This is a genomic window from Zoogloea oleivorans (assembly GCF_008107625.1).
Taxonomy (GTDB): Bacteria; Pseudomonadota; Gammaproteobacteria; order Burkholderiales; family Rhodocyclaceae; genus Zoogloea; species Zoogloea oleivorans.
Map to the genome: position 1 here is coordinate 297735 of NZ_SDKK01000001.1, position 26219 is coordinate 323953.

Consider the following 26219-nt stretch of genomic DNA (forward strand, 5'->3'; position numbering starts at 1 on the left):
CTCCAGAATCGAAGGGGAGCACCAAGCAGGTGCCGTGCCAGTCTGTTTTGCGGAAAAAACCTGCCGGATGAAGGGTTTGTAAATCAAATGCCAGGTTTTAATGCACCTGTAACGTGCGCTTTGTGGATTTGCGCACCAAACAAAGGCGCATTTTAAGCGTTCGCGGGTCGCTTACCAGGCATTTTCGACTGCAATCTGGGCGGGGGCCGCCAGTCTGCTGAGGCTAAAGCCCCGCGCCATCAGGGCTTTGTGGGTGTCATGCACCATCTCGGGGCTGCCGCAAATCATGATTCGCGAGTTCTCCAGGGTGAGCGGGATGCCCACCCGGGATTCCAGCGTGCCATCCCGCAGGAGTTCGGGTATGCGCGCCTGGAGCGCGCCCGGCAGGCTCTCCCGGGTGGCCACCGGCTGGTAGATCAGCTTGTGGCCATGCTCGCCCCACAGGGGATGCGTGCGCAGTGCGGCGATCTCATGCCGGTAGGCCAGGTCTTCGCCATTGCGGGCGCAGTGCACAAGGATCAGGCGTTCGAAACGCTGCCAGGTACTTTCGTCCTGCAGGATCGCCATATAAGGAGCGAGGCCGGTGCCGGTGCCCAGCAGCCACAGGTCGCGGCCGTCGGCGAAGCGGTTGGTGGTGAAGAAGCCGAAGGGCTGGCTTTCGATCATGACCTCGTCGCCAACGGCCAGTTGTTCCAGGCGCGACGTGAAGGCGCCGTCGGGTACCACGATCGAGTAGAACTCCAGGTAATCCTCCCAGTTCGCCGAGGCCATCGAGTACGCGCGCCACACCGGCGCACCATTGGCCTTGGTCAGGCCGAGGCGGGCGAACTGGCCCGGCACGAAGCGGAAGCCCGGCGCCCGGGTCAGCCGGAAGGACAGCAGCCGGGGGCTCCAGCGGTGCATCCATAGAATGCGGCTGGTACGCACTTTGTCGCCGGTTTCGTCCATGATCGTTTCCCTTTGGGTCATCCCACCCGCGTTTCTGTAGGTCGGACTGCAGTCCGACTAGGCTGGTTCCGTACGTGTCGTCGGGCTGAAGTCTGACATCCGAGGGCTGGGGAGACCGGCGCTCAGAACGATGCGGCAGATGTGTTCCAGCCGTTCCACGTGCTCGAAGGCTTCCCACGGGTTGCGGCCGACAGCGACCACGCCGTGACGATCCAGACCGACGATGTGCGGCATCGGGCCGAGGGCGGGGCGGAACGCCGCTTCGCAGGCAATTGCGAGTTCCTCGCTGGTGGCAGGCAGGGCCGGCACGTCGGCGCCGACGCGGGTGTAGCGGGTCACCTCCGGAAAATTGGCGCACAGCTCAGCCAGCCGGTGCCCTGCATACAGGGCGGCCACCGTGTGGGTGGGGTGGAGATGCAGCACGGTGAGCGGGCCGCTGCCGACCGTTGCCTGGATGCGCCGGTGCAGTTCCAGTTCGCCCGACGGAGGCGGGTAGGCGTCGGCCGATGGTGCGCCGGTTTCGCCGTTGGGCACGAAGACGAACTGGGTCGGCACCAGGCTGTGCTTGACGACTCCGCTGGCCGAGACGAGAAAGCCGCGCCGGTCGCTCATGGCCACCGAGATGTTGCCGTCGCGGGTGCTGATCCAGCCTTGTTCATAGGCCTTGCGCATCACTGCGCTGGCTTCGGCGAGGGTCGGATGTTCGTGCGGGGCTGGGGCTGGCAGGGTCATGGCGCTCTTTCTGGTGGGTGTTTTGTCGGGTTCTTGAAGCTGAATATAAAAAGCATCTTTAAAAGAGTCAACAAAAATGCATCTTTATGGAGTGTCCCTTATACTGGCGGGGTCAAGTCGATTTCCCGTCCCGTCCGCCATGCACATCACCCAGCACACGGATTACGCCCTGCGCGTCCTGATTTTTCTGGCCTCCAACGACCATCGCCTGGCGACAATCCAGGAGATTTCCGAGCGTTTCCAGGTGTCGCGGGCGCACCTCATGAAAGTGGTGAACCAGCTCATCCGCAATGGCTTCGTCGAAGGGCTTCGCGGCAAGGGCGGTGGCTTGCGTCTGGCCCGCCCTGCGCCGGATATTTCAGTCGGCGATGTCATCCGCAAAATGGAGACGGACCTGGCGCTGGTGGAGTGCTTCAACGAGGACAGCCGTTGCCTGCTGACTGCCAGTTGCCAGCTCAAGGGTGTGCTGGCCGAGGCCCTTGAAGCCTTCTTCGCCAGCCTTGATCGGGTGTCCCTTGCGCAGATACTCGGCCCGACCCAGCGCCAGATGCTGTTCATGCCTCGACGCGGCACGCAAACTGATGATACCGGCCCTGACGCCAAGCTATGACTGACGCATTTCGGCAGGTGGCGTGACGAAAAGCGTCACTTTTGATGAGGAAATGCCTGTTGAAAAGTGTGACTTTTTTCACGAGACACGACGAGTCGCCTGATTCAAAAGGAGAAAGTCATTTTTATGTATTTTTGGCACGTCAATTGCCTGTAAGAAACCGGACGGGTCGCAAAACCCTGACTGAATTCAACCAAGCAAGTGGAGGTTCTCATCATGAAGAAGCAAGCCGGTTTTACACTGATCGAACTTATGATCGTCGTCGCGATCATCGGCATTCTGGCCGCGGTCGCTGTTCCCCAGTATCAGGATTACACCAAGAAGGCCCGTTTCAGCGAAGTGCTGACCCTGAGCGATACCTACAAGCAGGCTGTGGCTGTGTGTGCGGCGGACAATCCGACCAACCCGACGACGCCGCTCACTGGTTGCAGTAACGGACTGCTTGGCGTACCGTCTGCACCTGCCGCTACCACCAACGTGGCCACTTTGGTGACAACCAATGGCATTATTAAAGGTACCGCGACTTCAGCGGCTGATGGTGTCATCTCTATCCTGACCCCGACGCTTGATGTCAATGGCACCAACATCACGTGGAAGAACTCTGGTAGTTGTGTAGATAAGGGTTGGTGCAAGAAGGAATAACTGTTTCGTTAGTTTGATTTGTTGAAACAACAAGACCGCTGCGGCGGTCTTGTTGCATTTGAAGGCCGCATGCGTAAAAAGCAGGCCCTAGGATTCATGAAAAATTGCCGAGTCGAAGTCTCGCCCAACTGCGACAGCCGTCCTCTCGATGAGGCCGTGTCGCTTGTCGTCGTTCACGCGATCAGCCTGCCCCCGGATCGCTTCGGCGGTCCGGGCGTCAGGCAACTGTTCCTGAACTGTCTCGACCCATCCGAAGATCCGTTCTACGCGCAGATCCAGCATCTGCGGGTCTCCGCCCATTTCTTCATCCGGCGCACTGGTGAGTTGATCCAGTTTGTTCCGCCCGAGGCGCGTGCCTGGCACGCGGGTGCATCAACCTGGAAAGGGCGGGAACGCTGCAACGACTTTTCCATTGGTGTCGAACTTGAAGGCTGCGACACGTTGCCCTTTGAGCCTGTTCAGTATCAGGTGCTGGCCGAATTGCTGGTGGATTTGGGCGAGCGTTTTCCGATTGCCGATGTGGTCGGACATTCGGATGTGGCTCCGGGGCGCAAGACCGATCCGGGGCCGTTTTTCGACTGGTGCTTCCTGCGGGATGTGCTCGCAGGGATCGACGCCCCGGAGAGAATCGCCGGGCTGCTGAGGGGTGTGGCTGGCGGCGGAGACGCCGCGTCGGTGGACCTCATGCGCTGGCCGTTTCCCGTTACCGCCAGGCCGGGCTAGGCATCTAGCGCGGCACACTTTCCTTGTGCAGGTGGGAAAACAGGGCTACGTACTGGGAGGTGAGGTGATCCCAGTCCCATTTTTTGCGAGCAAAGACGGCTGCGTCCGTACGGATTTCCGCCATGTCGCTGGCGGTGAGCATGTCCTGCAGCGCCGTTAGCCATTCTTCGGGTTGTGTGGTGGCGGGGGAGTAGGGGACTGCCCGGATCGCTCGTGGAAACGCCGGCGCGCCAGCGGCGGTTTCTTCCGAGATGACGGTGGGGGTGCCACAGGCCAGTGATTCCTGGACGACCAATGGAAAGCCCTCGCCGTAGCTGGGCAAAACGAGCACGTCGGCCATTCGGTAGAGTTCGGCCAGGCTTTCTCCATGCTGCCCTTTCCAGACACGCACTTGCGGGAGCTCCCAGGTGTCTGGATGGCACGGGCCGTCGGGTCCCCAGCCGGCGCACCACCACTGCCAGTCCGGGCGTAGGGCCGCCAGTTGGCGGATAAAGGCCAGTCCCTTCTTCTCGACGAAGCGTCCGACGAACAGAACCACCGGCTGGTCGGCCGAAATCCCCAGGCCGGCCCGGCGAGCAAGGCGTTCGGGGGGAGCAAGGGGCGTATAAATCTGCGTATTCACGCCGTTCGGCCAGTAAACGGGGCCCGAGCGGAAGGCGGTAAAGCTCCGGAAGATCTCCTTCACCCGCGGGCTGATGAAGACCACCTGGCTGGCACGGCCCAGAATGAGGCGTCCGAAGCTTCGGTTGACGCCTTTCAGCACGGCCCTGAGGACCGGGTTGCGGTAGTCGATGTCGCCGATGTGCTGGGTGATGACGACCGGCTTGCGCCGAAGACGGGCGAGGCAGAACGCCACAATGTTTGCCGGGTAAATGAAGTCGTGGAGGTGGATGATGTCGGCCTCGCCCACGGCGCCATACAGGGTTTTCCATCCGCGCCAGCCCCACAGCGGCCAGGGAAGCCCGAAGCGCTCCAGGCCGTTCCAGGCCTTTTGCCCGTCGATGCGTGCATTCGGCAGGGACGGCGCCGGGTCGCAGTCTGCGGCGAGCCAGCGCAGCGCGAAGTGCTTGTTGAGTCGGGAGGCCAGTTCGCCGGCAACGATTTCCACGCCACCCCGGTGCGCGGGAAAGTAATGGGTAACGACAAGCAGACGCGGTTTGACGGTGGCTGGCTGGCTGGACATGAATGGGGGCTAGTCGGTGTGGCGGGGGCGGGCCACCAGCATGTAGATGGCCGAGTTGGTCTCGCGAAGAGCCTTGGGGGTAATGAGGTCTTCGAGCAGCATGCGGCCATACATCAGTGCGCACAAGCCTGCTCCGCAAAGTCGTCCGAGTGGGCCCAGGTGCGACAGGACATGGTGATAGGCGAGGGTGCGGAACTGGGTCGTCCAGGCCAGCGGGCCGACGATGGGGTGCACGTCAAGCACCTCGAAGCCGCGTTCTTCCAGTTCCTTGCACAAGCCGTCGCGGGTCCAGCGGCGGTAGTCGGTGGGGTGAGGGTGATACAGCCAGGTGCCGTGGGTGGATAGCACGAGGCGTCCGTCCCGGGCAAGAACGCGGCGGCATTCTGCCAGATAGGCATCGATATCCCAGACGTGCTCGAGCACCTGGAAGGAGACGACGCAATCGGCCGATGCGGCAGCAAGATCGAGCGCTTCGCCCGGCTTGAATACAATGTCGATCTGCGGCCCGGCTGTCAGGTCGCAGGCCAGGTACTTTCCGCAGTGAGGCGCGAACAGTGGTCGGTAGGGGGTGTCACCAGCCCCGAAGTCGACAACCGTGCCCGTTGCCGTGAGCAAGCCCCCCGAAACGAGCTTATTGACGATGCCCTGGAGGGCTGTCGCCAGCTTCCTCAGGGTGTAGGCATCGTGGCGCCAAATGGGCGGGTTCATTCTGGGGTGCATGGGTTTTCTGTTTTCGGGCTTTTATGTGATGTTTTTTCAAGACAGGCGATGGTGGCGTTTTCTGGCGGTGGGGGGGGCGTGTTTCCTGACCAACCTCCTGGTGCTCTACGTCGGTACCGAGCTGGCCGGTCTGCATTACCTGGTGTCAATGCTGATTTCCATCGTCATCGCCAACACGCTCGGCTGGGCTTTGAACCGGCAATGGACCTTTGCCTCTACCTCGACGGCCTGGTTTGCGGAATACACGCGCTATCTTGCCGTCAACCTTTCCAGTTTTCTCGCCAGTCTTGGCTTGATGGCCTTACTGGTGAGTGGGGCGGGTGTTCATTACCTGCTGGCGAGTGCCGGCATTGCCGTGGTCTTGACCGCGTTCAATTTCATCGCCCATCGGGGATGGAGTTTTGCGGGTAATGATCAGCCCGGCTCCCGTTCATAGAGAGCCACGTACTGCAGCGAATTGGTCAGCAGGCCAAGGGGGCCAACGTGGCAGGGGGCTGGGTGAATGAATATTTTCTGGACCCATCCGCGGCGGGCCAGATGGTCCGTCCAGCTCCAGGCATGCTGGTAATTGTAGGGGGAGGGGATTCCGAACTTTCGGTTGCCCAGCTCGTCCAGTACCGCGAGGGCGAGGCGACCCGTTGCGCTGGAATAGTTGTGATCCTTGAGGAGCAGGTAACGCCTGGAGACGCGGGTCAGCTCATCCAGTTGCCTGAACGGGTCCGCGCAGTGATGCAGCACGTCGACGGAGTAGGCCAAGTCGAAAGTTTCGTCTGGGAAGGGGAGTGGCGCGTCGGGCGTGCAGATCAAAGGCTCCACAAAAACATGCTCGCGTCGTTTGACATCAAGCGGCACCAGTTCCCGGACCTGCATGTGGGCGAGCACCTGGCTGGCGAACCAGCCGTCGCCGCACCCGAAGTCGAGCACCTTGTCCAAAGGACCCTGTGCTTCGAGGATGGGCTTGAGCATTGACCATATGCGCTGTCGGTAAGGGTTCATGATCGGTTTGGCTTGTGTTGTTTGAGCGAATTCAGGTTGTTTCGATCAAGGTATCTGCGTCCGGCCCCTGGGGGGCATCTCAGGGCAGTTTTCCTGCAGATGTCGTTGCTGTGCATCCTCCAGAACCGTGACATTGCCGCCGACGCCAGGCTTGGCGGTGATCAGCTGACCTCCGGATTCTAGGAGAAGGGTTTCCGTGCTGGCGAAAAAGCGGCGTCGTTGTCTCGGCATTTGCTCGCTCCACGCTTCTGCAGGGGCAAAGTAGGCAGGACAATGCCTTGTCCACCAGGCCATCCTTTCATCGATGTTCTTGCGGCGGGCGGCCTCCTCGGCAGGCATGGGCGGGGCATCCGTCACGGCACAGCTGATGATTACGCTACGCGGCATCTCAAGGGTGTAGGTGTCACTCGGGGTCGTCTGCTGCCAGTGCAGGGGAGGTCTGCCCTTGCCGTCAAGCACAAGCCACTGGCAGTCGTTCCTTTGTGTCTGCAAGCCGTATTCCGACAGCAGGGCATCCTGCACATCAAGGCTGGAGAGCGGGACGCCACCTGACTCGGCAAGGATCGGGACCAGATACAGCGTACGCCATGGCAGCCCGCTGTGCTGGTGACGCTGGCGTACCGTGGTCCAGACCAGTCCGGCCGGATTCAGCGTGTTTTGCCCGATCACGTTGATGAAGCGGGATGCGGGAGCCAGCTCCGCGCTCAGGCTGGAAAATGACTGGAGTTGAAGGGAAATATAGTAAGCGGGTTGTGTTCGCAGCTTGTCCGGCATCTCCAGGTCAAACCAGGATTCCGTCCAGTCCCGTTTCTCATGTCGGACGGCGTTGAGGGTGAGGCTGACGGTTCCTTGGGCAGTCAGTGGCAGCAGGATGACCAGCAAGGGCCAAATGTCGCTGCGGCCGGGGATGCGCAGGGCGGTCCAGGCGAGCCCCGGTCCCAGGAGGAGAAGCCCCTGTATGGCGTAGCGGGTGTTTCCGCTCGTGTATAGCCACGCCGGCATGAAAATGAGCAGGGTCAGCCAGAACAGTTTCGCTGCCGCCGGGTTCGCGCCGTGCTGGGTCCTGCCTTCTTTTTTACGGAATCGGCTCAGCACCGTGACGAGGAGTAGCGCGCCGATCAGCCAGAGCGGGCGTACATCCACGGCGATGCCTTCGAATCCTGGGCGCTGGAATGCATTGGCAAGGTCGAGCGGGTAGCGCAATGCGACCATCAGGGATTCGGGCCTAAAACGATCGGAGACGACGCTTTCGGCAGGAAACCAGGGGGAGGCGAACAGGCTGTTGAAGAGGGGGAAAACTGGGTTGCCGAAATTTTTCCACAGCATGAATGCGTGGGGGCCACCTGTGATGGCAAGGCCGGCGAATCCGCTGGCGGCGGTTCTCCACAGTACGCTCCAGCCGCGAGACCCGGCCACCAGCGTTGCGGCAAGCGCCAAGGCGCCGCAGAAAACGAGGGCAGAGGGTTTGAGTCCCATGGAGACTCCCGCCAGCAGCCCTGCAAGGTACAGCAGGCGCCAGGTGTGTCTTGATGAGCGGGGATTGAAGTCACGCAGCCAGTAAAGCAGGCTCAGCAATGCGCCGAGGGACGGAATGCTCACGATCACGTCGGTAAAGCTGCTGCCCACTTCGATCAGGAATGCGGGGGTCAGCCCGCCAAGCAGCACGCCACAAAAGACCATCAGGCGGCGCAGCCGGTTTGTTGGTGGCGTGAGTTCGACGGCAATGAAGTGCAGCAGCCACAGATTGATGCTGTGCAGCGCAGCAACCGTAACGGTGATCAGGATGCTGTGCCAGCCCGTGCTGTACGCCGCAAAAAAGGGCAGGTGCGCCAGGGGGTTGAGGTATCCCTGCGAGCTGGCGGCAAACAGTTCTTCCGGCAGGCGGTTCTGCCACCAGGCCTGGGCAACGTAGAGGTGGTAGTTGAGCTGGTCCCAGCTTTGATCCCGGCCCGCCCAGATACTCCAGCCAAGGCACAGCAGGGTGTATGTCAGGCAGCAGGCGAGGTGGAAACCCGGGCCTGCTGGTGTGTTCGCGTTGGCGTCGTGCTGGGTGCTCATTGAGTACGGCGGTCCAGTGTGAATTGAAGGAATGTCAGCCAGAAACTGGCGATGAGTAGTTCCATGCCGCTGATCCCGAGTGCGGCGGCCGGAATGGCACGGCGCATGGTGGCGCTCGGATTGAGCGCAGCAAAGCCACCGGTTTCCCAGCCAGCCAGCGTTTGCCAGGCCAGGCCAAGGGCGCAGATGACGATGAACACGGCGACCAGCAGCCCGAGCTCCAGCCTGAATTTGGCGATCAGCCAGCGCGTGAGCGGTGAGTGGGGGAGCAGACCCAGGCAACTGCCGGTGCACCGGGCCAGGATGCCGAACAGCACCATCTGCATGCCTACGACGCTGGCTGCCGAGGCGTACAGGAGGGAGTGAATGTCGAAACCCACGCCGCCCACGATGCGCGTCTCCGGCAGGATCCACAGGCTGCCGAGCAGGCCGCTGATGAACAGCAGCAGGCCCGGGTAGAAGAACAGCCAGCGCGGCGACAGCAGCAGCATGAAGCGCAGGTGGCGCCATCCGTCCCGCCAACTGCGCAGGTGGGGTGGCCGGTTGCGGCCGTCTGGCTTGAGGGTGGTCGGAATCTCGCAGATCTTCAATTGCGCCATCGATGCCTTGATGACCATTTCGCTGGCGAACTCCATGCCTGTGGTTTGCAGTTTCAGGGCGCGGATGGCTGCCGTGTTGAAGCCTCGCAGGCCGCAGTGGAAATCACGCACCGGAATGCGGAAGAACAGGCGCCCGATGAAGCTCAGGACCGGATTGCCGAGGTAGCGATGGAGGGGCGGCATGGCGCCCGGGGCGATGCCGCCGAGGAAGCGGTTGCCCATGACCAGCTCGTGGCCTTGCTTCAGGGCCGCATGGAAGGGATCGATGGCATCGAAGGCGTAGCTGTCGTCGGCATCGGCCATGATGATGAAGCGTCCGCGGGCGGCGTCGATGCCTGCCCGCAAGGCGGCACCGTAGCCGCGCACCGGTACATTGATCACCCGCGCTCCAGCCGCTTGCGCAATGGCCTGCGAGCCGTCCGTGGAGCCGTTGTCGGCAATCAGGACTTCACCCGACACGCCGAGCCTGGCCAGGCTGGCCTGCGCCTTGGCGATGCAGATGCCCAGGGTCGCCGATTCGTTGAGGCAGGGCATCAGAACGCTTAATTCGCACCCGTCGGAGGGGAGGAAGGGGGCTTTTTCAGGAGAAGCAGTCGAGTCGTTGATCATTGCGTTGTCGAAGGAAAAATGGCTGGCTGGAACACTTCCTGCCACACCGGCCGGCAGCCTGGATTCGCCAATCAGGCGCGGGGGTGTGAGCCTACAGGGACTTCGTGCTCCGAGTCAAAAACATGCCCAAGGCATCGTTTGGAAAGGGGTGTCAATCCCGCCGACTTGACAAAAGTGAGTCGAATCAATAGAATGCAGTCTGTGTGCAATGCAGCACGCAATTTTTTTGTTACACGTCGGTGTCGAAACCGCTGCATGATCGGGATTCTCACTCCTGGTTACTGACCATCTCAAGGTCTGGTTTTGATGCTTTTTTTGGCACGCTGTCTGGTTGCGTCAGCGTGTTTGGATCCAACCCCTGGCGACCTAGTCTTTTGAATGCCGTTGGCCGTTTCACTGGCTGATGAGTTGAACTCCGCCCTGTTGTTTTTGGGCTGTCGGGTGATACAACCGGATGCTTGTCTCATTGCTTTGTGAGGCAGACCTGCGCGCGCGTTCGATGGATTGTGGCCACAGAAAGGAGAGCCCATGTTCGCAACTCGTATCGCGAAGTACGCACGTCACGCGGCTTCATTCATGCTTCACTTCGCCCACGGCGGTCTTCTCGTCGCTGGCCTTATCGTTACTCTCTTTGTTGCATCACGTATTGCCAATCACGGCGTACAAGGCTTGTCCCTCGGTAGTTTGACCGGTGAATCGTCCGCCAGCGCGGTCATTGATGAGCCGGAAGTAGACGTAATCCAGGTGGCGGAGAATCCGTCATCCCAGTTGAGCCCCGATCTCCAGCGGGTCAAGACATACGTAGCCAAGCGTTACCAGGTTTCCGCAGTGGCGCTTGAGCCGCTCCTGGCGGCAGCCCAGCAAACCGGGCGCAGTGTGGGTGTGGACCCCTTGCTGCTGGTGGCGGTGATGGCCATCGAGTCCCGTTTCAATCCCTTTGCCGAGAGCCCGATGGGTGCCCAGGGACTGATGCAGGTGATTCCAAAATGGCATCCCGACAAGATTGATGTGAAGTCTGACAAGGGGGCAATGTTCGATCCCGATACCAACATCCGTGTTGGAGCCCTTGTGCTCAAGGAATACATCAAGAGCACCGGCTCGATCGAAATGGCTCTGCAGAAGTTCAACGGTTCCAGCGATCCCTCGGCACCCTACGCCAACAAGGTTATGGCTGTGAAAGCCCAGTTGAGCCAGGCTGCCCGCAGCGGCAGCCGATTCGTCGGCGTCTGAGGCTTGTCCGTGACGCTGGCTGTTCAGCTGGCGTCACCTTTTGTTCTTCCCCCTTAATTTTTCAGTACCTTGCGAATCCGTTCTGCGGCTTCGACTAGCCTCGCTTCGTCGGTTGTGTAGGCGATGCGCAGGTGGCGTTCGGGGGCGTTATCGCCGAAGTCGAGGCCGGGCGTGGTGGCGACGCCGGCTTCTTCGATGAGCCGTTTTGCCAGGCTTTCGCTGCTGTCGGCCAGCCCGGAGATGTCGGCGTACAGGTAGAAGGCGCCCTGTGGTTCCGTTGCGAAGCGAAAGCCCAGTTCGCGCAGGGCTGGCAGCAGTGCGTTGCGCCGGTTGGCGAAGGCGTGGCGGCGGGCTTCGAGAATTTCCAGGGTTCCCGGTGCGAAGGCCGCGAGTGCCGCGTGCTGGGCCGGGGTCGATGGCGAGATGAAGAAGTGCTGGGCGAGCTTTTCGATCTCGCGCACATAGGCGTGCGGAACGACCATCCAGCCCAGGCGCCAGCCGGTCATGCCGAAATACTTGGAAAAACTGTTTACCACAAACACGTCATCCAGCCGGCTCAGCGCGCTGCTCGCCTCGATGCCGTAGTTGAGGCCCTGATAGATCTCGTCGACGATCAGCACGCCGTCTCGGGCGCTGACCGTTTGTTGCAATGCGATGATTTCGTCCTGGCTCAGCAGGGTGCCGGTCGGGTTCGCCGGTGAGGCGACCATCAGGCCCCGGGTGCGCGGCGTCCATGCCGCTTCCACGTGCGCCGGGGTCGGCTGGAAGCGGCTGGAGGCATCCACGGGGAGCGCCTTGGCCACGCCTTCGAAGCTGCGTACCAGATGGCGGTTGGACGGGTAGCCCGGATCGGGCAGCAGCCATTCGTCGCCCGGATCGGTGAGCACTGCCAGGGCCAGCATCAGTGCGCCCGAGGCGCCGGGCGTGACGATGATGCGTTCCGGCGACACATCGGCGCCAAAACGATCCTGGTAGAAGCGGGAAATCGCTTCGCGCAGGGCGGTGAGGCCGAGTGCCGGGGTGTAATGGACGTGTCCGCCGGCCAGAAAGCGCTGGGCCGCCTCGACGATGGGTGGGGGGCTGGGGAAATCCGGCTCGCCCACTTCGAGGTGGATGATGTCCCGACCCGCGGCCGCCAGTTCGTGAGCGCGCTTGAGGATTTCCATCACGTGGAAGGGCTGGATGTCGGCCATGCGGCGGGCGATGCGGGTCATACCTGTACTTTCTTCTGCAAAACAAAAAAGCGCCGATTGCTCGACGCTTTTTTGCGGTTTCAGAGCAGCCTCGCGGCGGCTGTGAAATTACACCGACAGGGCCAGTTCGAACAGTTCGCGCTTGAGCATGAACTGCTTGGGGAGGCGATCCTGCAGCTTGTCGAACCACTCCTTGTGGCCGGCCAGCTCGGTCTTCCAGGCTTCGGCGTCGATCTTGACCAAGGCGTTGAATTCTTCCTTGGTGACGTCGGAGCCGGTCCAGTCGATGTCTTCGTACTGGGGCATCCACCCGAGGGCGTTCTCGGTGGCGTGGACGCGGCCACGGACACGGTCGACAACCCACTTCAGGACGCGCATGTTCTCGCCGAAGCCGGGCCACATGAAGTTGCCATCCTGGTCCATGCGGAACCAGTTCACGCAGAAGATGCCGGGAGCCTGGTCGACCGTGTGACCCATCTTCAGCCAGTGGTTGAAGTAGTCACCCATGTGATAGCCGCAGAACGGCAGCATGGCGAACGGATCGCGACGGACCACGCCCTGGGCGCCAAAGGCGGCGGCAGTGGTTTCGGAACCGAGGGTGGCAGCCATGTAGACGCCGTAGTTCCAGTTGAAAGCCTGGTACACCAGCGGCACGGTGGTGGCACGACGGCCGCCGAAGATGAAGGCGGAAATCGGCACGCCAGCCGGATCTTCCCAGTTCGGGTCGATGGACGGGCACTGGCTGGCCGGGGCGGTGAAGCGGGAGTTCGGATGCGCAGCCTTGCGGCCGGTTTCCTTGGCCAGCTCCGGCGTCCAGTCCTTGCCTTGCCAGTCGATCAGGTGAGCCGGGGCTTCCTTGGTCATGCCTTCCCACCACACATCGCCATCGTCGGTCAGCGCGACGTTGGTGAAGATGATGTTTTCCTTGAGGGTGGCCAACGCGTTGAAGTTGGTCTTCTCGGAGGTGCCCGGTGCGACGCCGAAGAAGCCGGCTTCCGGGTTGATGGCGTAGAAACGGGTGGTGCCGTCGGCTTCCTTGCGGGGCTTGATCCAGGCGATGTCGTCGCCGACGGTGGAGATCTTCCAGCCGTCGAAGGACTTCGGCGGAATCAGCATCGCGAAGTTGGTCTTGCCGCAGGCGGACGGGAAGGCGGCGGCGACGTAGGTTTTCTCGCCGGTGGGGCTTTCCACGCCGAGGATCAGCATGTGTTCGGCCAGCCAGCCTTCATCGCGGGCCATGTTGGAGGCAATGCGCAGGGCGAAGCACTTCTTGCCGAGCAGGGCGTTGCCGCCGTAGCCGGAGCCGTAAGACCAGATTTCGCGGGTCTCGGGATAATGAACAATGTACTTGGTGGTCGGGTTGCAGGGCCAGCGCGAATCTTTCTCGCCGTGGCCAAGCGGTGCGCCGACCGTGTGCACGCAGGGCACGAACTCGCCGTCGGCGCCGAGCACTTCAAACACGGCCTTGCCCATGCGGGTCATGATGCGCATGTTGGTGACGACGTACGGGCTGTCGGAGATTTCCACGCCGATGTGGGCGATGGGAGAGCCGAGCGGACCCATGGAGAACGGAATCACGTACATCGTGCGCCCGTGCATGCAACCCTTGAACAGACCGTTCAGGGTCTGGCGCATCTTGGCCGGCTCTTCCCAGTTGTTGGTCGGGCCGGCATCGTCCTTGTTGACCGAACAGATGTAGGTGCGATCTTCAACACGCGCCACATCGGAAGGGTCGGAGCAGGCGAGGAAGGAGTTCTTGCGTTTTTCCGGGTTCAGCTTGACCAGCATTCCGGCGTCGACCATCTCGGCGCACAGGCGGTCGTATTCTTCTTGCGAGCCATCACACCAGACGACGCGCTCAGGTTCGGTGAGTGCTGCGATCTCGCCAACCCATTGCTTGAGCTTCTGGTTTTTGACGTATTCGGGGGCGGCTGCGATGGCGGCTTCGGCAATGCTTTGAGACATCTGACGATTCTCCAGGACGTTACGGATGCGTTGTTTCATTCTTGCCGGCTTGGGAGTCCTGCCGGCTGGGCACTCGCGTCTTTTGCCACCTGGGCGCGGCGCGTATTATTGGTGTCAATCGGGACAAACCCCAAATGAGCTAGCCTAGTATTATGCCACGGATCGAACCGCTTCGTAATCCAGTCATCGTGCATGAAATGCTGTGGATGTCACGAATGGCAGCGTGAGGGGTTTTGGTCTGATGATGGCAAGGTCGCAGCAAACAAACACAATGGAGAGGGACTACAGCATGGATGAGCAAATTCGCCTGGCCGCACTGGAATATCACCGTTATCCCAAGCCGGGGAAGATTTCCATCGCGCCGACCAAGGCGCTGACCAACCAGCAGGATTTGTCGCTGGCCTATTCACCCGGTGTGGCGGCTGCCTGCGACGCGATTGTCGAAGATCCGGCCGAAGCGGCGAACCTGACTTCCCGCAGCAATCTGATTGGTGTCGTTACCAACGGTACCGCGGTGCTCGGCCTCGGCAACATCGGCCCGCTGGCCGCCAAGCCGGTGATGGAAGGCAAGGCCGTGCTGTTCAAGAAGTTTGCCGGCATCGACGTGTTCGACCTTGAGATCGACGAACCCGATGCAGACAAGCTGATCGACATGATCGCTGCGCTGGAGCCCACTTTCGGCGGCATCAACCTCGAGGACATCAAGGCGCCCGAGTGCTTCTACATCGAGAAGAAGCTGCGCGAGCGGATGAAGATCCCGGTCTTCCACGACGACCAGCACGGCACCGCCATCGTGGTCGGCGCGGCGATCCTCAATGGCCTGCATCTGCTGGGCAAGGATCTGTCGAAGGTCAAGCTGGTGACTTCCGGTGCCGGTGCTGCCGCGCTGGCCTGCCTCGACCTGCTGGTGATGCTCGGCATTCCCGTCGAGAACATCTGGGTGACCGACCTGGAAGGCGTGGTCTATGTGGGCCGCACCAAGCTGATGGACCCGATCAAGGACCGTTACGCCAAGGTGACCGAGGCCCGTACGCTGGGCGAGGTGATCGAGGGCGCCGATGTGTTCCTCGGTCTCTCTGCCGGCGGCGTGATGAAGCCGGAGATGGTCGCCAGGATGGCACCCAATCCGATGATCATGGCGCTGGCCAACCCGACCCCGGAAATTCTCCCGGAAGAGGTCAAGAAGGTGCGCAGCGATGCGCTGATTGCTACCGGCCGTTCGGATTATCCGAACCAGGTGAACAACGTCCTGTGCTTCCCCTTCATCTTCCGCGGTGCGCTGGACGTGGGCGCCACGACCATCACCGACGAGATGAAGATGGCCGCCGTGAAGGCGATCGCCGAGCTGGCGCGCGCCGAGGCTTCCGACATCGTGGCTGCGGCCTATGGCGAGAACGTCTCCGGTTTTGGCCCCGAGTACATCATTCCGAAGCCTTTCGATCCGCGCCTGATCGTCAAGATTGCGCCGGAAGTGGCCCGGGCGGCGATGGAGTCGGGCGTGGCGACGCGGCCGATCACCGATTTCGAGGCCTATCGCCAGCAGCTCAACAACTTCGTGTGGCAGTCCGGGCTGGTCATGAAGCCGGTGTTTCAGGCCGCCAAGCAGGCGCCCAAGCGCATCATCTTTGCCGAAGGCGAAGCCGAACGCGTGCTGCGCGCCGTGCAAACCGTGGTCGACGAGGGCTTGTGCCGGCCGATCCTCATCGGGCGTCCGGAAGTGGTGGTGGACAACATCGAACGCTTCGGCCTGCGTCTGCGTCCGGAAATCGACTTCGAGATGGTCAATCCGGATTCCGATCCGCGCTTCGACCAGCTGTGGTCGCATTACCACACGCTGATGGAGCGCAAGGGCGTGTCGGTTGACTACGCCAAGCGCGAAGTGCGTCGCCGCACCACGCTGATCGGCTCGCTGCTGCTCAAGTTCGGCTACGCCGACGGGATGATCTGCGGCACCTACGGCATGCACGGCCTGCACCTCAAGTTCGTTGAAACCGTGCTGGGTCGTCAGAAGGGCGTGCGCAACTTCTACACCATGAACCTGCTGTCCCTGCCGGGGCGCACGGTGTTCCTGTGCGACACCTACGTCAATTACGATCCGACGCCGGAGCAGGTGGTTGAAATGACCCGTCTGGCCGCCGATGAAGTGCGTCGTTTCGGTATCCAGCCGCGCATCGCGCTGTTGTCCCATTCGAGCTTTGGCACCGACAATTCGCCGACCGCCGAAAAGATGCGCAAGGCGCTGGTGATGCTGCATACCGAGCATCCCGAACTCGACGTCGAAGGCGAAATGCACGGCGATGCGGCCCTGGATGCGGGCATCCGCAAGCAGGTCTTCCCCAACGCCAAGATGAGCGAGGATGCCAACCTGCTGATCTTCCCGACCCTCGACGCGGCCAACATCGCCTTCAATCTGCTGAAGACCGCCGCTGGCGAAGGCATGACCATCGGCCCGATCCTGCTTGGTTCGGCCAAGCCGGTTCATATCCTGACGGCAACGGCAACGGTGCGGCGGATCATCAACATGACGGCGCTGACGGTGGTCGAAGCCGGTCGCTGAGGTAGCGTCTAGGCCTCGGCCGCATGTTGCCGTTACACTCGTGAGATAAATCACGGGAGACGGTATGGCTGAGGGCAGGGCGGCGCTGGTGCTCACTGGCGGTGGTGCGCGTGCGGCCTATCAGGTCGGCGCGCTCCTCGCCATTCGGGATGTGTGGGGCAGCAAGCGCGCCGAAAATCCGTTTCCGATCGTTTGCGGGACTTCCGCCGGTGCCGTCAATGCGGTGGCACTGGCGGTTTTTTCGGCCAATTTCGACGAGGCGGTGCGCAAGCTCGCCTTCATCTGGCGCAACTTGCGGGTCGACCATGTCTACCGCGCCGATACTCTCGCGATCGCCGAATCGGTGTTGCGCTGGGGATCGGCCGTTTTCTTCGGCTGGCTGGTGAACCAGTCGCCCCGCTCGCTGCTCGACAATGCGCCGCTGGGCGAGTTGCTCGAGGCCCAGCTGGATTTCAGCGCCATCGGCCGTTCGATTGCCGATGGTCATCTGCATGCGATCTCGGTGACGGCATCCGGTTACACCTCCGGCGAAAGCCTGGCCTTTTACCAGGGGGCGGATTCACTCGAACCCTGGCGACGCGCCCAGCGTGTCGGCATCCGGACCGAGCTGAAGGTGGATCATTTACTGGCTTCCAGCGCAATTCCCTTTGTTTTTCCGGCGGTACGCATCAATCGCGAATATTTCGGCGACGGCTCCATGCGTCAGTTGGCGCCGATCAGCCCGGCCATCCACCTGGGAGCCGACCGGATTCTGGTGATTGCCGGCGGGCGCCGTTCAGAGGAGGCCCGTCAGCGCTCCGACACCTATCCGTCACCGGCCCAGGTGGCCGGCCACGCCATGTCGAGCATCTTTCTCGATGGCTTGTCGATGGACCTGGAGCGTCTCGAGCGCATCAACACCACCCTGAGTGCATTCACTGCGGAGCAGCGGCTTGAGGCTGGCATTGCCCTGAAACCCATCGAGACGCTGGTGATTGCTCCGTCCCAGCGCCTGGATTATCTGGCGACCCGCCACCGCAATGCGCTGCCGAACTCCCTCAGGCTGGTTCTGCGCGGAATTGGTGCCATGCGGAAGAATGGCTCGGTGTTACTCTCCTACCTGCTTTTCGAGCGTGCCTATACCCGTTCCCTGATGCAGCTCGGCTACACCGATGCGATGAGTCGCCGGGCCGAGCTGGCCCGCTTTTTGCGGATTGACGAAGGCTGAACAGGCGTCCGTTTGACGTCGCTGGCACTGTTACAAAGAAAAGTGGAAAAAATCATTCACAAAAAACTTCAAAAATTTAAAATAAGCCATTATTTTGAATGAGAAGTCTGCCGTTACTGTCTGACACACTCCCGGCGTGGAAACCGACCTCGAAGCAGGACGTCGGCCAGTCGGGAGGCAACGCCGCCCGCGAGACACATCTGTCGCGAAGATTTGTTACTCCGGAAGAGCCCGCTCTTCCGGCTCACGATTCAGTTTGAAAAACGATGAAAATCCGTAATACCGTACTTGCCCTGCTGAGTGTTTTTGTCCTCGGTACGATGGCTTCCGGCGACGTTTCTGCTGCATCGCAGCGTCAGTCGTCGAAGAAGGCGCATTCCGCCAAGGCCGCGAACAAGTCCGAGAAAGTGGCGAAGTCGGCCCCGTCGAAGGCTTCCCGGGTTGCCAGTGTGCGCAAGCCCGGCCGGCATGCCACGTCGTCCCACGTCCAGCGCGCCTCTTTTGCGTCGGTGGCGCCGGATATGGACAACGAAGGCAATCCGCTCCTGCATTCGGCGGCCTTCATGATCGCCGACCAGGCCACCGGCAATGTGCTGCTCGAGAAAAACTCCGATGCAGTTCTGCCGATCGCCTCCATCACCAAGCTGATGACGGCGATGGTGGTGCTGGATGCGCGTCTCAGCCTTACCGATATTCTCACCATCGCCAGCGATGATGTGGATACGCTGCGCGGCAGCAGCTCCCATGTGCCGGTTGGTACCGAGCTGCCCCGCGAAGACATGTTGCGCCTGGCCTTGATGTCGTCCGAAAACCGGGCTGCATCTGCCCTGGCGCGCCACTATCCGGGCGGCCTGCCTGCTTTCGTCACGGCCATGAACCGCAAGGCGGTTTCCCTCGGCCTGCGTGAAACCCGCTTCATGGACAGCACCGGTCTCAATTCAGCCAACGTCTCCAGTGCCCGCGATCTGGTCAAAATGGTGTCGGCGGCGTCCCGCTATCCGCTGATCCGCGAGTTTTCCACCACGGCCAACTACACCGTCTCCCTCAACGGTCGCCCGCGCCAGTTCAACAACACGAACGCGCTGGTCAGCAGCCCCGATTGGCAGATCGGCGTGTCGAAGACCGGCTTCATCAACGAGTCGGGCAAGTGCCTGGTGATGCAGGCCTGGTTGCTCAACAAGCCGATGATCATCGTCCTGCTCGACTCCTTCGGCCGCTTCACCCGTGTGGCCGATGCCCAGCGGGTCAAGCGCTGGCTGGAGAGTGCGGCGGTTCAGCAGAAACTGGCTGCCAACATGCGGGGTCCGGCGACCTGATCCATGCCTGCCTGAGTGTAGAAAGGGCGCCTTGCGGCGCCCTTTTTTCGGCTGTGTCGCGGTGGCCTAACGGGCCGGTGCCGGGATGTAACCGAGGGATGCGGAGATTTCGTCTGCAGTCTGGCGGATCAGGGGCGCCCAATCGGGATTGAAGCGTTCCGACGGGGTGGACAGGGACAAGCCGGCCACCAGTTCGCCGCTGTCGTCACGGATGCCGGCGGCGATGCAGCGCACGCCATTTTCGACTTCATCCAGGTCATAAGCCACGCCATGTCGACGCACCTTGTCGAGTTCCTTCTCGAGGCCCTGCAGGGTGGTGATGGAGGTGGGCGTTGAGCTTGGCAGCCCGGTGCGTTTGGCGTAGTCCTTGACCTTCTGGGGGCCATCCTCAACGAGGAAAAGCTTGCCGGTGGCGGTGGTGTGCAGCGGGGCGCGGGCGCCGACGATATGCACCACCCGCACGGCGGAGCGTCCGCTGGAAGTACGCTCCACGTAAACGATTTCGTCGCCAGCCCGGATGCCGAGGTTCACGCTTTCGCCGGTGGTGGCGTGGAGCTTGAGCATGGCCGACATGGCGGTTTCCCGCAGGGAGATGCGTGACTTGACCAGGCTGCCCAGCTCCAGCAGGCGGATGCCGAGGCGGTAGATGCCGGTTTCATTGCGTTCGACGAAGCCGCTGCTGGTCATGGCGCCGAGGATGCGGTGAGCCGTAGACGGGTGCAGGCCGGTTTCGATGGCGAGTTGCTTGAGGGGAACCGGATCGGGATGCTCGGCGAGGACGTTGAGCAGCGTCATCATGCGCTCGATGACCTGGATCGGATTTTTCGCGGGTGTTTCTTGCGTGGACAACGGATTTTCTGCCTGTCGATCAGTAGTCAGCGATGTTAACGCAGGACCCCTGATTTCGCCTAATGAAATGCCGCACTGCCGCATCGGTCGTCACTCCTTGATCGCAAAGGGCGCGAATAGCACCTCGACGCTGGTCTTGGTGGCGAACTGGGTGAGCATGAATCAACCGATCAGCGTATGCCCCGCCATGCGTACCAGGATGCCGATTGCTGCGCCGAGGGCGGCGGGCTTCCAGACGTCGGCAACCCGCCGGCCCGCCGAGATCAGCACCGCCACGCCGGGGATGTCGAGGGGGTGGATCAGCAGGCCGGCGCTGGCCCCGTTGAGGGTGGCGGCGCTGGCGGTGCCGGCACGCAGCATTTCGTCCATCACGCCCATCATCGCCGTGCCGCCGGCCAGGTATTTGGTGAGGGTCGGCAGGATCAGGGTCGGGTCGGCACCGATGGCGAGCAGCAGGGGCGAGAGCACGGTGGTGAGGGCGTCCAGCGCGCCGAGGCGGCGCAGGGCGAGGACCACGGTGAGGGACAGGACCAGCATGGGAATGGCCCCGACGGCAATCTTGAAGGCTTCGGCGCCGGCACGGTTGATGACGTCGAGAATGCCCTTGGCGCTTTCGGCGACCGGATGCTGGAGGGTTTCGTCGAGGGTGTGCTCGACGGCACTGAGGCTGCGGCCGAAGCCGTAGTAGGTGGCGGCTGCAGCCACCAGTCCGCCAACCAGTGACCAGCCGAGGACGATGCCAAAGTGCAGGCCCATAGCGGCCATCGGCATGGAGACGTTGGCTTGGGCCATGGCCATGACCATCGCCAGGGTGGCTGCCAGATGACGGCTGGAGGCGCCGCGCTGGTCCATCATGGCCAGGGTGGCGACCGGGGCGGCGAAGCTCACGAAGTTGATCTGCAATGCGGCGAAAACGCCGAGGCCGGTGAGTCCGACCGGGCGGAGTGCCGGCGCTAGTCTGGCCACCACCCAGTCGAGCACGCCACGGGCTTCGAGCAGGCGCATCAGCGACAGCATGACCACCATCACCGGCAGCAGCACGAAGAAGGACAGTTCGACCGCCGAGCGGCCGGCACGCAGGATTACGTCGATCAACAAGTCCATTGGGAGCGGTGCAGTAAAAAGACGCGACCCCGATTATCGGGGCCGCATGAGGAGGGGACAACTTGAGGGGAACCCTGATTTACGTAGCGTCTAGCGGAGCAGCGGTGAGAGCATGGGCAGCAGCCAGGGCAGGGTCAGGGCGGTGAACAGGCCATTGAGGCCCATCGCCAGCGCTGCGAAGGCGCCGGTCTGCTCGTTGATCTGGAAGGCCCGGGCGGTGCCGATGCCGTGGGAGGCCAGGCCCATGGCGAAGCCGATGCTGGCGTCGTCCTTGACGCCAAGGCGCTTGAGGATGCCGGCCGCGAAGATCGCGCCGAAGATACCGGTGAGGATCACGAATACCGCAGTGAGGGAGGCCAGTCCGCCGAGTCGTTCGGCAATCCCCATGGCGATGGGCGTGGTGACGGACTTGGGGGCCAGGGAGGCGACGGTCGGTGCGCTGGCGCCGAGGAGGGCGCCAATGATGTAGGCCGACAGGCCGGCGGTGAGTGAGCCGACGACGAGGGCGATGAGCAGCGGCCCCCCCATTGCCAGCAGCCGCTTGAGTTGGCCGTGGAGTGGAATGGCCAGCGCTACGGTGGTCGGACCGAGCAGGAAGTGCACGAACTGGGCGCCGTCGAAGTAGCGCTGGTAGGGGGTGCCGGTGGCCAGCAGCAGGCTGACCAGCACGGTTACCGAGACCAGCACCGGGTTGACGGCCGGGTGGCCGCCGGCCTTGCGGTGCAGGGCCATGGCGAGCAGATATACGGCGAGGGTCAGGGTCAGCCACAGCAGTGGCTGCGCGGTGAGGTAGACCCAGATTTCCGTCATGCTGTCCGGAGGGCTCATGGCGTTTCTCCCGTTTTCCGGTCGCGGGTCAGAAAATGCAGGGTCAGCCCGGTGGCTGCGAGGCCCAGCACGGTGCTGGCGACCAGCGCGATGGTGATCGGCCAGGCTTCGTCGACCAGTCGGCCGGCGTGGAGCATGACGCCGGTGCCGGCCGGCACGAACATCAGGGACAGGTTCTGCAGCAGGGTGCCGGAAGTCTGGCGCAGGGGCTGGCTGGGACCGCGGCGGATGATCAGATACACCAGCAGCAGCGCCATGCCGATGACCGGACCGGGAACCGGCAGGTGCAGGGCAACGCGCAGGGCTTCGCCGGCGAGCTGGAAGGCGAGGAGGAGGGCAAAGGCGGCGATCATTTTCGGGTTCTCCCCGGGGCGGGTGGAATGGAATCCTCCCAAATAAAAAGGGGCCGCGCAATGCGCGGCCCCTGTACCCGTCAAGAGGGAGCTTATTTCTTGGCGGCCTTGGCGGAAGCGCTGCGGGCAGCCTGCATGAAGTTGTCGTAGCGGTTTTCTGCCACGGCAAACCACTGCAGTTGGTCGTCGCGGAATTTCTTCCAGGGTTCGTAGATCTTCTTGAACTTGGGGTTCTTGGCCGCAGTTTCTTCGTACAGTTCGTGGGCTTCCTTGTAGGCGGCAGCCATCACCTCGTTGGGGAAGGGGCGCAACTGGGTGCCGGAGCCGACCAGCTGCTTGAGGGCGGTCGGGTTCTTGGCGTCGTAGCGCGCTTGCATTTCGGCGTGGGCGTACATGCAGGCGTCTTCCAGGATGGTCTGGTATTCCTTGGGCAGCGAGGCCCACTGCTTCTGGTTTACGTACAGGGATATCTGCGGGCCACCCTCCCAGAAACCCGGGTAGTAGTAAAACTTGGCGACCTTGTTGAAGCCGAGCTTCTGGTCATCGTAGGGGCCGATCCATTCGGCCGCGTCGATGGTGCCTTTTTCGAGTGCCGGGTAGATGTCGCCACCGGGAATCTGCTGGGGCACCACGCCAAGCCGTGCCAGCACCTGACCCGCAAAGCCGCCGCAGCGGAACTTGAGTCCCTTGAGGTCTTCGAGGGTCTTGATCTCCTTGCGGAACCAACCGCCCATTTGGGCGCCTGTGTTGCCGCAGGGGATGTTGTAGATGTTGTATTCCTTGAAGAATTCGCGGAACAGCTCAAGGCCGCCGCCGTTCATCATCCAGGCGGTTTGCTGGCGGCTGTTGAGGCCGAAGGGGATGGCCGTGTCGAGGGCGAAGGTGGGGTCCTTGCCGACGAAATAGTAGGAACAGGTATGGCCGCATTCGACGGTGCCATCCTTGACGGCATCCATCACGCCCGGGCCGGGGACGATTTCACCCGCTGCGAAGACCTGGATCTGGAACTTGCCACCGGTGGCGGCGGCCACGCGCTTGGCCACCAGGTCGGCGCCACCAAAAATGGTATCGAGGCTCTTCGGGAAGCTGGAGGCCAGGCGCCACTTGATGGTGGGCAGGTCGGCCGCCATGGATGGCGCTGCAACTGCTGCGGCAGCTACGCCGACACCGGCTCGCTTGATGAATGAACGTCGTTCCACTTTGTCTCCTTATTGGAATGGGTACAGATTGTGAGCGGATTATTCATGAGCCCCGCAGCAGTCAATAGTCAGGAAAACCCTATGTTGCCGTGCAGCGTAAATTCATCCGGGATCACTTCTTCGTCTTGTGGCGCATGCCCTGCATGAAGTTGTCGAAGCGGTTTTCGGCTACCGCGAACCATTGCAGCTGGTCATCGCGGAATTTCTTCCAGGGTTCGTAAATCTTCTTGAACTTCGGATTCTTGGCCGCGGTTTCTTCGTACAGCTCCGTGGCGACCTTGTAGCCGGCGGCCATCATGTCATGGGGGAAGGGCCGCAGCTGGGTGCCGGAGCCGATCAACTGCTTGAGGGCGGTCGGGTTCTTGGCGTCGTAGGCGGCCTGCATTTCGGCGTGGGCGTACATGCAGGCATTTTCCAGGATGGTCTGATATTCCTTGGGTAGCGAGGCCCAGTGCCTGGTGTTCACGTAAATGGACAACTGCGGACCACCCTCCCACCAGCCCGGATAGTAGTAGTACTTGGCAACGCGGTTGAAGCCGAGCTTCTGGTCGTCGTAGGGGCCGATCCATTCAGTGGCATCAATGGTGCCTTTTTCAAGCGCCGGGTAGATGTCGGCGGGCGGGATCTGCTGGGGCACCACGCCCATCTTGGCAAGCACCTGGCCGGCCAGGCCGCCAACCCGGAACTTGAGGCCCTTGAGGTCATCAAGGCTCTTGATTTCCTTGCGGAACCAGCCACCCATCTGGGTGCCGGTGTTGCCGCAGGGAATGTTGTAAATGTTGTATTCCTTGAAGAACTCGCGCATCAGCTCCAGGCCGCCGCCATCGAACATCCAGGCGCTCTGCTGACGGCTGTTGAGGCCGAAGGGCAGCGCCGTGTCGAAGGCCAGGGCCGGATCCTTGCCGATGTACCAGTAGGACGCAGCATGGCCCATTTCGACGGTGCCGTCCTTGACGGCATCCAGCACGCCGGCAGTCGGGACGATTTCGCCGGCGGCGAAAAGAGAAATCTGGAATTTGCCGCCGGTGGCCGCCGCGACGCGCTTGGCGACGGTTTCGGTGGCCCCGAAGATGGCGTCGAGGGTTTTCGGGAAGCCCGACGCCAGGCGCCACTTGATGGTGGGCAGGTCGGCCGCCAGGGCCGGGGCGGCCACGGCTCCGGCGGCAAGGCCGGCACTGGCTTGTTTCAGGAAGGAACGCCGTTCCATGATGTGTCCTTTTCTTTTTCGATCTGGGCGAAGGGTAAAACTCAGGCGCCGGCCACGGTCATGCGGTCGACCAGGATCGAGCCGCAGTGCTTGGAGCCGCGCACCAGCACGTCCGAGCCGACTTCCTGGATGCCCATCAGCATGTCCTTGAGGTTGCCGGCGATGGTGATCTCGTGCACCGGGTACTGGATCCTGCCGTTCTCGACCCAGAAACCGGCGGCGCCGCGGGAGTAGTCGCCGGTGACGTAATTGACCCCGTGGCCGAGCAGTTCGGTGACCAGCAGGCCGCGATCCATCTGCTTGACGAGGCCGTCCAGGTCGTACTGACCGGATTTGACCAGCAGGTTGTGGCTGCCGCCGGCGTTGCCGGTGGTCTGCATGCCCAGCTTGCGCGCCGAGTAGGTGCTGAGGAAGTAGCCCTGCAGCACGCCGTCGATGATGATTTCGCGGTCTTTGGTGGCCACGCCGTCGTCGTCGAAGGGGCTGCTGGCGAAGGCTTTGGCCAGGTGCGGGCGTTCGGCGATCTGGATGTGCGGGCGGAAGACGGCCTTGCCGAGGCTGTCCATCAGGAAGGTGGACTTGCGGTACAGGGCGCCGCCGCTCACCGCATGCACGAAGGCGCCGATCAGGCCGGCAGCCAGCGGCGCTTCGAACAGCACCGGCACTTCGCAGGTGGGGATCTGGCGGGCGCCGATGCGGGCGAGGGCACGGCGGGCGGCAAAGGTGCCGATCTCGTCGGCGTCGGCCAGTTCGGCCGGATCGCGCTTGGAGGTGTACCAGTCGTCCCGCTGCATGTCGTCGCCTTCACCGGCAATCACCGAGCACGACAGGTAGTGGCGCGAGCTGGCGTAGCCGCCCATGAAGCCCAGGCTGTTGGCCGAAATGAAGTGGGATTCCTGCATCGAAATGCTGGCCCCTTCCGAGTTGCGGATCTCCGGGCTCACCGCAAAGGCGGCGCGCTCGCAGCGGCGGGCGATCTCGATGGCTTCTTCGACCGGGATGTTCCACGGGTGGTAAAGATCGAAATCGGGGAAGTCAGTGGCCAGCAGTTCCTTGTCCGGCAGGCCGGCGGCCGGGTCGGGGGCGGTGAAGCGGGCGATCGACACGGCGGCATCGACGGTGGCCTTGAGGGCTTCCTTCGAAAAGTCCGAAGTGCTGGCGTAGCCGCGCTTCTGGCCGTCGTAGATGGTGACGCCGACGCCCTTGTCGCGGTTGTATTCGATGGTGTCGACCTCATCGCGGCGGACGCTCACGGATTGGCCGAAGCCCTCCGATACATCCACCTCGCAGGCCGACGCGCCGCGCTTTTTGGCGAACTTGAGAATGTCGTCGGCAATGGTCTTGAGCTTGTCCTGACTGAAGCTGAAACGGGTGTCGGCCATGGCGTTCCG

Annotated in this window: 24 protein-coding genes; 8 read left to right on the top strand and 16 right to left on the bottom strand. The window is 62.2% G+C overall.

Features of this window, described 5'->3' with window-relative positions:
- Positions 1-171: 171 nt before the first annotated feature.
- Positions 172-969: a ferredoxin--NADP reductase gene (locus ETQ85_RS01345; protein WP_246128567.1), complete on the bottom strand. Its 798-nt coding sequence runs from the start codon at positions 967-969 to the stop codon at positions 172-174.
- Positions 970-1005: 36 nt separating this feature from the next.
- Positions 1006-1680 carry a class II aldolase/adducin family protein gene (locus ETQ85_RS01350; RefSeq protein ID WP_148577314.1) on the bottom strand — a complete coding sequence of 225 codons (675 nt, stop codon included), beginning with the start codon at positions 1678-1680 and terminating at the stop codon, positions 1006-1008.
- A gap of 139 nt (positions 1681-1819) precedes the next feature.
- On the opposite strand from ETQ85_RS01350, the gene ETQ85_RS01355 reads away from it, so the two are divergent.
- The 3 genes from ETQ85_RS01355 (at position 1820) to ampD (ending at position 3655) form a co-directional block, all read left to right on the top strand.
- Positions 1820-2290, top strand: a complete 471-nt coding sequence (locus tag ETQ85_RS01355) for an RrF2 family transcriptional regulator (RefSeq protein WP_148577315.1) — start codon at positions 1820-1822, stop codon at positions 2288-2290.
- 216 nt (positions 2291-2506) lie between these two features.
- Positions 2507-2932: a pilin gene (locus ETQ85_RS01360; protein ID WP_148577316.1), complete on the top strand. Its 426-nt coding sequence runs from the start codon at positions 2507-2509 to the stop codon at positions 2930-2932.
- Between the two features lie 69 nt (positions 2933-3001).
- The gene (ampD, locus tag ETQ85_RS01365; protein ID WP_148577398.1) at positions 3002-3655 is read left to right on the top strand and encodes a 1,6-anhydro-N-acetylmuramyl-L-alanine amidase AmpD; all 654 of its coding nucleotides are present in this window, start codon (positions 3002-3004) and stop codon (positions 3653-3655) included.
- 4 nt (positions 3656-3659) lie between these two features.
- Here ampD and ETQ85_RS01370 read toward each other — a convergent pair whose 3' ends face one another.
- Both ETQ85_RS01370 and ETQ85_RS01375 read right to left on the bottom strand, forming a co-directional pair.
- Complete coding sequence (locus ETQ85_RS01370; RefSeq protein ID WP_148577317.1) at positions 3660-4838, bottom strand: glycosyltransferase family 4 protein; 1179 nt, start codon at positions 4836-4838, stop codon at positions 3660-3662.
- Between the two features lie 9 nt (positions 4839-4847).
- Positions 4848-5546, bottom strand: a complete 699-nt coding sequence (locus ETQ85_RS01375; protein ID WP_187394540.1) for a class I SAM-dependent methyltransferase — start codon at positions 5544-5546, stop codon at positions 4848-4850.
- Between the two features lie 10 nt (positions 5547-5556).
- Here ETQ85_RS01375 and ETQ85_RS01380 point away from each other — a divergent pair, with 10 nt between their 5' ends.
- Positions 5557-5994: a GtrA family protein gene (locus ETQ85_RS01380; protein ID WP_187394541.1), complete on the top strand. Its 438-nt coding sequence runs from the start codon at positions 5557-5559 to the stop codon at positions 5992-5994.
- On the opposite strand, the gene ETQ85_RS01385 is transcribed toward ETQ85_RS01380, so the two are convergent.
- From ETQ85_RS01385 to ETQ85_RS01395, 3 genes are all read right to left on the bottom strand, one after another.
- Positions 5973-6524 carry a class I SAM-dependent methyltransferase gene (locus ETQ85_RS01385; protein WP_187394542.1) on the bottom strand — a complete coding sequence of 184 codons (552 nt, stop codon included), beginning with the start codon at positions 6522-6524 and terminating at the stop codon, positions 5973-5975. The two genes, ETQ85_RS01380 and ETQ85_RS01385, sit on opposite strands and share 22 nt — an antisense overlap.
- A gap of 75 nt (positions 6525-6599) precedes the next feature.
- Positions 6600-8612, bottom strand: coding sequence for a hypothetical protein (locus tag ETQ85_RS01390; RefSeq protein ID WP_148577321.1), 2013 nt, complete (start codon positions 8610-8612; stop codon positions 6600-6602).
- The gene (locus ETQ85_RS01395; protein WP_222862016.1) at positions 8609-9745 is read right to left on the bottom strand and encodes a glycosyltransferase family 2 protein; all 1137 of its coding nucleotides are present in this window, start codon (positions 9743-9745) and stop codon (positions 8609-8611) included. The genes ETQ85_RS01390 and ETQ85_RS01395 overlap by 4 nt, the downstream gene beginning before the upstream one ends.
- 603 nt (positions 9746-10348) lie before the next feature.
- Here ETQ85_RS01395 and ETQ85_RS01400 point away from each other — a divergent pair.
- Positions 10349-11050: a lytic transglycosylase domain-containing protein gene (locus tag ETQ85_RS01400; RefSeq protein WP_148577323.1), complete on the top strand. Its 702-nt coding sequence runs from the start codon at positions 10349-10351 to the stop codon at positions 11048-11050.
- Positions 11051-11103: 53 nt separating this feature from the next.
- Here ETQ85_RS01400 and ETQ85_RS01405 read toward each other — a convergent pair whose 3' ends face one another.
- Positions 11104-12264, bottom strand: coding sequence for a pyridoxal phosphate-dependent aminotransferase (locus tag ETQ85_RS01405; protein ID WP_148577324.1), 1161 nt, complete (start codon positions 12262-12264; stop codon positions 11104-11106).
- An 87-nt stretch (positions 12265-12351) separates the two neighbouring features.
- The gene (locus ETQ85_RS01410) at positions 12352-14208 is read right to left on the bottom strand and encodes a phosphoenolpyruvate carboxykinase (GTP) (protein WP_148577325.1); all 1857 of its coding nucleotides are present in this window, start codon (positions 14206-14208) and stop codon (positions 12352-12354) included.
- 289 nt (positions 14209-14497) lie between these two features.
- Here ETQ85_RS01410 and ETQ85_RS01415 point away from each other — a divergent pair, with 289 nt between their 5' ends.
- From ETQ85_RS01415 to pbpG, 3 genes are all read left to right on the top strand, one after another.
- Complete coding sequence (locus tag ETQ85_RS01415) at positions 14498-16765, top strand: NADP-dependent malic enzyme (protein WP_148577326.1); 2268 nt, start codon at positions 14498-14500, stop codon at positions 16763-16765.
- Between the two features lie 64 nt (positions 16766-16829).
- Positions 16830-17972 (top strand): patatin-like phospholipase family protein, encoded by a 1143-nt coding sequence (locus tag ETQ85_RS01420; RefSeq protein WP_148577327.1) that lies wholly within the window; start codon positions 16830-16832, stop codon positions 17970-17972.
- A 266-nt stretch (positions 17973-18238) separates the two neighbouring features.
- Positions 18239-19288, top strand: coding sequence for a D-alanyl-D-alanine endopeptidase (gene pbpG, locus ETQ85_RS01425; RefSeq protein WP_148577328.1), 1050 nt, complete (start codon positions 18239-18241; stop codon positions 19286-19288).
- A gap of 66 nt (positions 19289-19354) precedes the next feature.
- Here the strand turns inward: pbpG and ETQ85_RS01430 are convergent, their stop codons facing one another.
- The 7 genes from ETQ85_RS01430 to pmbA all read right to left on the bottom strand — a co-directional run bounded on the left by ETQ85_RS01430 (position 19355) and on the right by pmbA (position 26210).
- Positions 19355-20086 (bottom strand): IclR family transcriptional regulator, encoded by a 732-nt coding sequence (locus ETQ85_RS01430; protein ID WP_187394546.1) that lies wholly within the window; start codon positions 20084-20086, stop codon positions 19355-19357.
- 213 nt (positions 20087-20299) lie between these two features.
- Positions 20300-21241, bottom strand: a complete 942-nt coding sequence (locus ETQ85_RS01435) for a nucleoside recognition family protein (RefSeq protein ID WP_148577330.1) — start codon at positions 21239-21241, stop codon at positions 20300-20302.
- Positions 21242-21331: 90 nt separating this feature from the next.
- Positions 21332-22069, bottom strand: coding sequence for an LrgB family protein (locus ETQ85_RS01440; protein ID WP_148577331.1), 738 nt, complete (start codon positions 22067-22069; stop codon positions 21332-21334).
- Positions 22066-22422, bottom strand: a complete 357-nt coding sequence (locus ETQ85_RS01445; RefSeq protein ID WP_148577332.1) for a CidA/LrgA family protein — start codon at positions 22420-22422, stop codon at positions 22066-22068. The genes ETQ85_RS01440 and ETQ85_RS01445 overlap by 4 nt, the downstream gene beginning before the upstream one ends.
- Before the next feature lie 92 nt (positions 22423-22514).
- Positions 22515-23621 (bottom strand): TRAP transporter substrate-binding protein, encoded by a 1107-nt coding sequence (locus tag ETQ85_RS01450; protein ID WP_148577333.1) that lies wholly within the window; start codon positions 23619-23621, stop codon positions 22515-22517.
- A gap of 112 nt (positions 23622-23733) precedes the next feature.
- The gene (locus ETQ85_RS01455) at positions 23734-24828 is read right to left on the bottom strand and encodes a TRAP transporter substrate-binding protein (RefSeq protein ID WP_148577334.1); all 1095 of its coding nucleotides are present in this window, start codon (positions 24826-24828) and stop codon (positions 23734-23736) included.
- Between the two features lie 41 nt (positions 24829-24869).
- Positions 24870-26210: a metalloprotease PmbA gene (gene pmbA, locus ETQ85_RS01460; RefSeq protein WP_148577335.1), complete on the bottom strand. Its 1341-nt coding sequence runs from the start codon at positions 26208-26210 to the stop codon at positions 24870-24872.
- Between the last annotated feature and the right edge of the window lie 9 nt (positions 26211-26219).

Bases quoted from the DNA above. Each gene is read 5' to 3' on its own strand.
- ETQ85_RS01410 (WP_148577325.1), bottom strand. From the start codon at position 14,208: ATGTCTCAAAGCATTGCCGAAGCCGCCATCGCAGCCGCCCCCGAATAC.
- ETQ85_RS01370 (WP_148577317.1), bottom strand. From the start codon at position 4,838: ATGTCCAGCCAGCCAGCCACCGTCAAACCGCGTCTGCTTGTCGTTACC.
- ETQ85_RS01395 (WP_222862016.1), bottom strand. From the start codon at position 9,745: ATGCCCTGCCTCAACGAATCGGCGACCCTGGGCATCTGCATCGCCAAG.
- ampD (WP_148577398.1), top strand. From the start codon at position 3,002: ATGCGTAAAAAGCAGGCCCTAGGATTCATGAAAAATTGCCGAGTCGAA.
- ETQ85_RS01455 (WP_148577334.1), bottom strand. From the start codon at position 24,828: ATGGAACGGCGTTCCTTCCTGAAACAAGCCAGTGCCGGCCTTGCCGCC.
- ETQ85_RS01435 (WP_148577330.1), bottom strand. From the start codon at position 21,241: ATGGACTTGTTGATCGACGTAATCCTGCGTGCCGGCCGCTCGGCGGTC.
- ETQ85_RS01355 (WP_148577315.1), top strand. From the start codon at position 1,820: ATGCACATCACCCAGCACACGGATTACGCCCTGCGCGTCCTGATTTTT.
- ETQ85_RS01375 (WP_187394540.1), bottom strand. From the start codon at position 5,546: ATGAACCCGCCCATTTGGCGCCACGATGCCTACACCCTGAGGAAGCTG.
- ETQ85_RS01440 (WP_148577331.1), bottom strand. From the start codon at position 22,069: ATGAGCCCTCCGGACAGCATGACGGAAATCTGGGTCTACCTCACCGCG.
- ETQ85_RS01345 (WP_246128567.1), bottom strand. From the start codon at position 969: ATGACCCAAAGGGAAACGATCATGGACGAAACCGGCGACAAAGTGCGT.
- ETQ85_RS01350 (WP_148577314.1), bottom strand. From the start codon at position 1,680: ATGACCCTGCCAGCCCCAGCCCCGCACGAACATCCGACCCTCGCCGAA.
- pmbA (WP_148577335.1), bottom strand. From the start codon at position 26,210: ATGGCCGACACCCGTTTCAGCTTCAGTCAGGACAAGCTCAAGACCATT.
- ETQ85_RS01405 (WP_148577324.1), bottom strand. From the start codon at position 12,264: ATGACCCGCATCGCCCGCCGCATGGCCGACATCCAGCCCTTCCACGTG.
- ETQ85_RS01390 (WP_148577321.1), bottom strand. From the start codon at position 8,612: ATGAGCACCCAGCACGACGCCAACGCGAACACACCAGCAGGCCCGGGT.
- ETQ85_RS01360 (WP_148577316.1), top strand. From the start codon at position 2,507: ATGAAGAAGCAAGCCGGTTTTACACTGATCGAACTTATGATCGTCGTC.
- ETQ85_RS01430 (WP_187394546.1), bottom strand. From the start codon at position 20,086: ATGATGACGCTGCTCAACGTCCTCGCCGAGCATCCCGATCCGGTTCCC.
- pbpG (WP_148577328.1), top strand. From the start codon at position 18,239: ATGAAAATCCGTAATACCGTACTTGCCCTGCTGAGTGTTTTTGTCCTC.
- ETQ85_RS01445 (WP_148577332.1), bottom strand. From the start codon at position 22,422: ATGATCGCCGCCTTTGCCCTCCTCCTCGCCTTCCAGCTCGCCGGCGAA.
- ETQ85_RS01420 (WP_148577327.1), top strand. From the start codon at position 16,830: ATGGCTGAGGGCAGGGCGGCGCTGGTGCTCACTGGCGGTGGTGCGCGT.
- ETQ85_RS01380 (WP_187394541.1), top strand. From the start codon at position 5,557: ATGGGTTTTCTGTTTTCGGGCTTTTATGTGATGTTTTTTCAAGACAGG.
- ETQ85_RS01385 (WP_187394542.1), bottom strand. From the start codon at position 6,524: ATGCTCAAGCCCATCCTCGAAGCACAGGGTCCTTTGGACAAGGTGCTC.
- ETQ85_RS01415 (WP_148577326.1), top strand. From the start codon at position 14,498: ATGGATGAGCAAATTCGCCTGGCCGCACTGGAATATCACCGTTATCCC.
- ETQ85_RS01400 (WP_148577323.1), top strand. From the start codon at position 10,349: ATGTTCGCAACTCGTATCGCGAAGTACGCACGTCACGCGGCTTCATTC.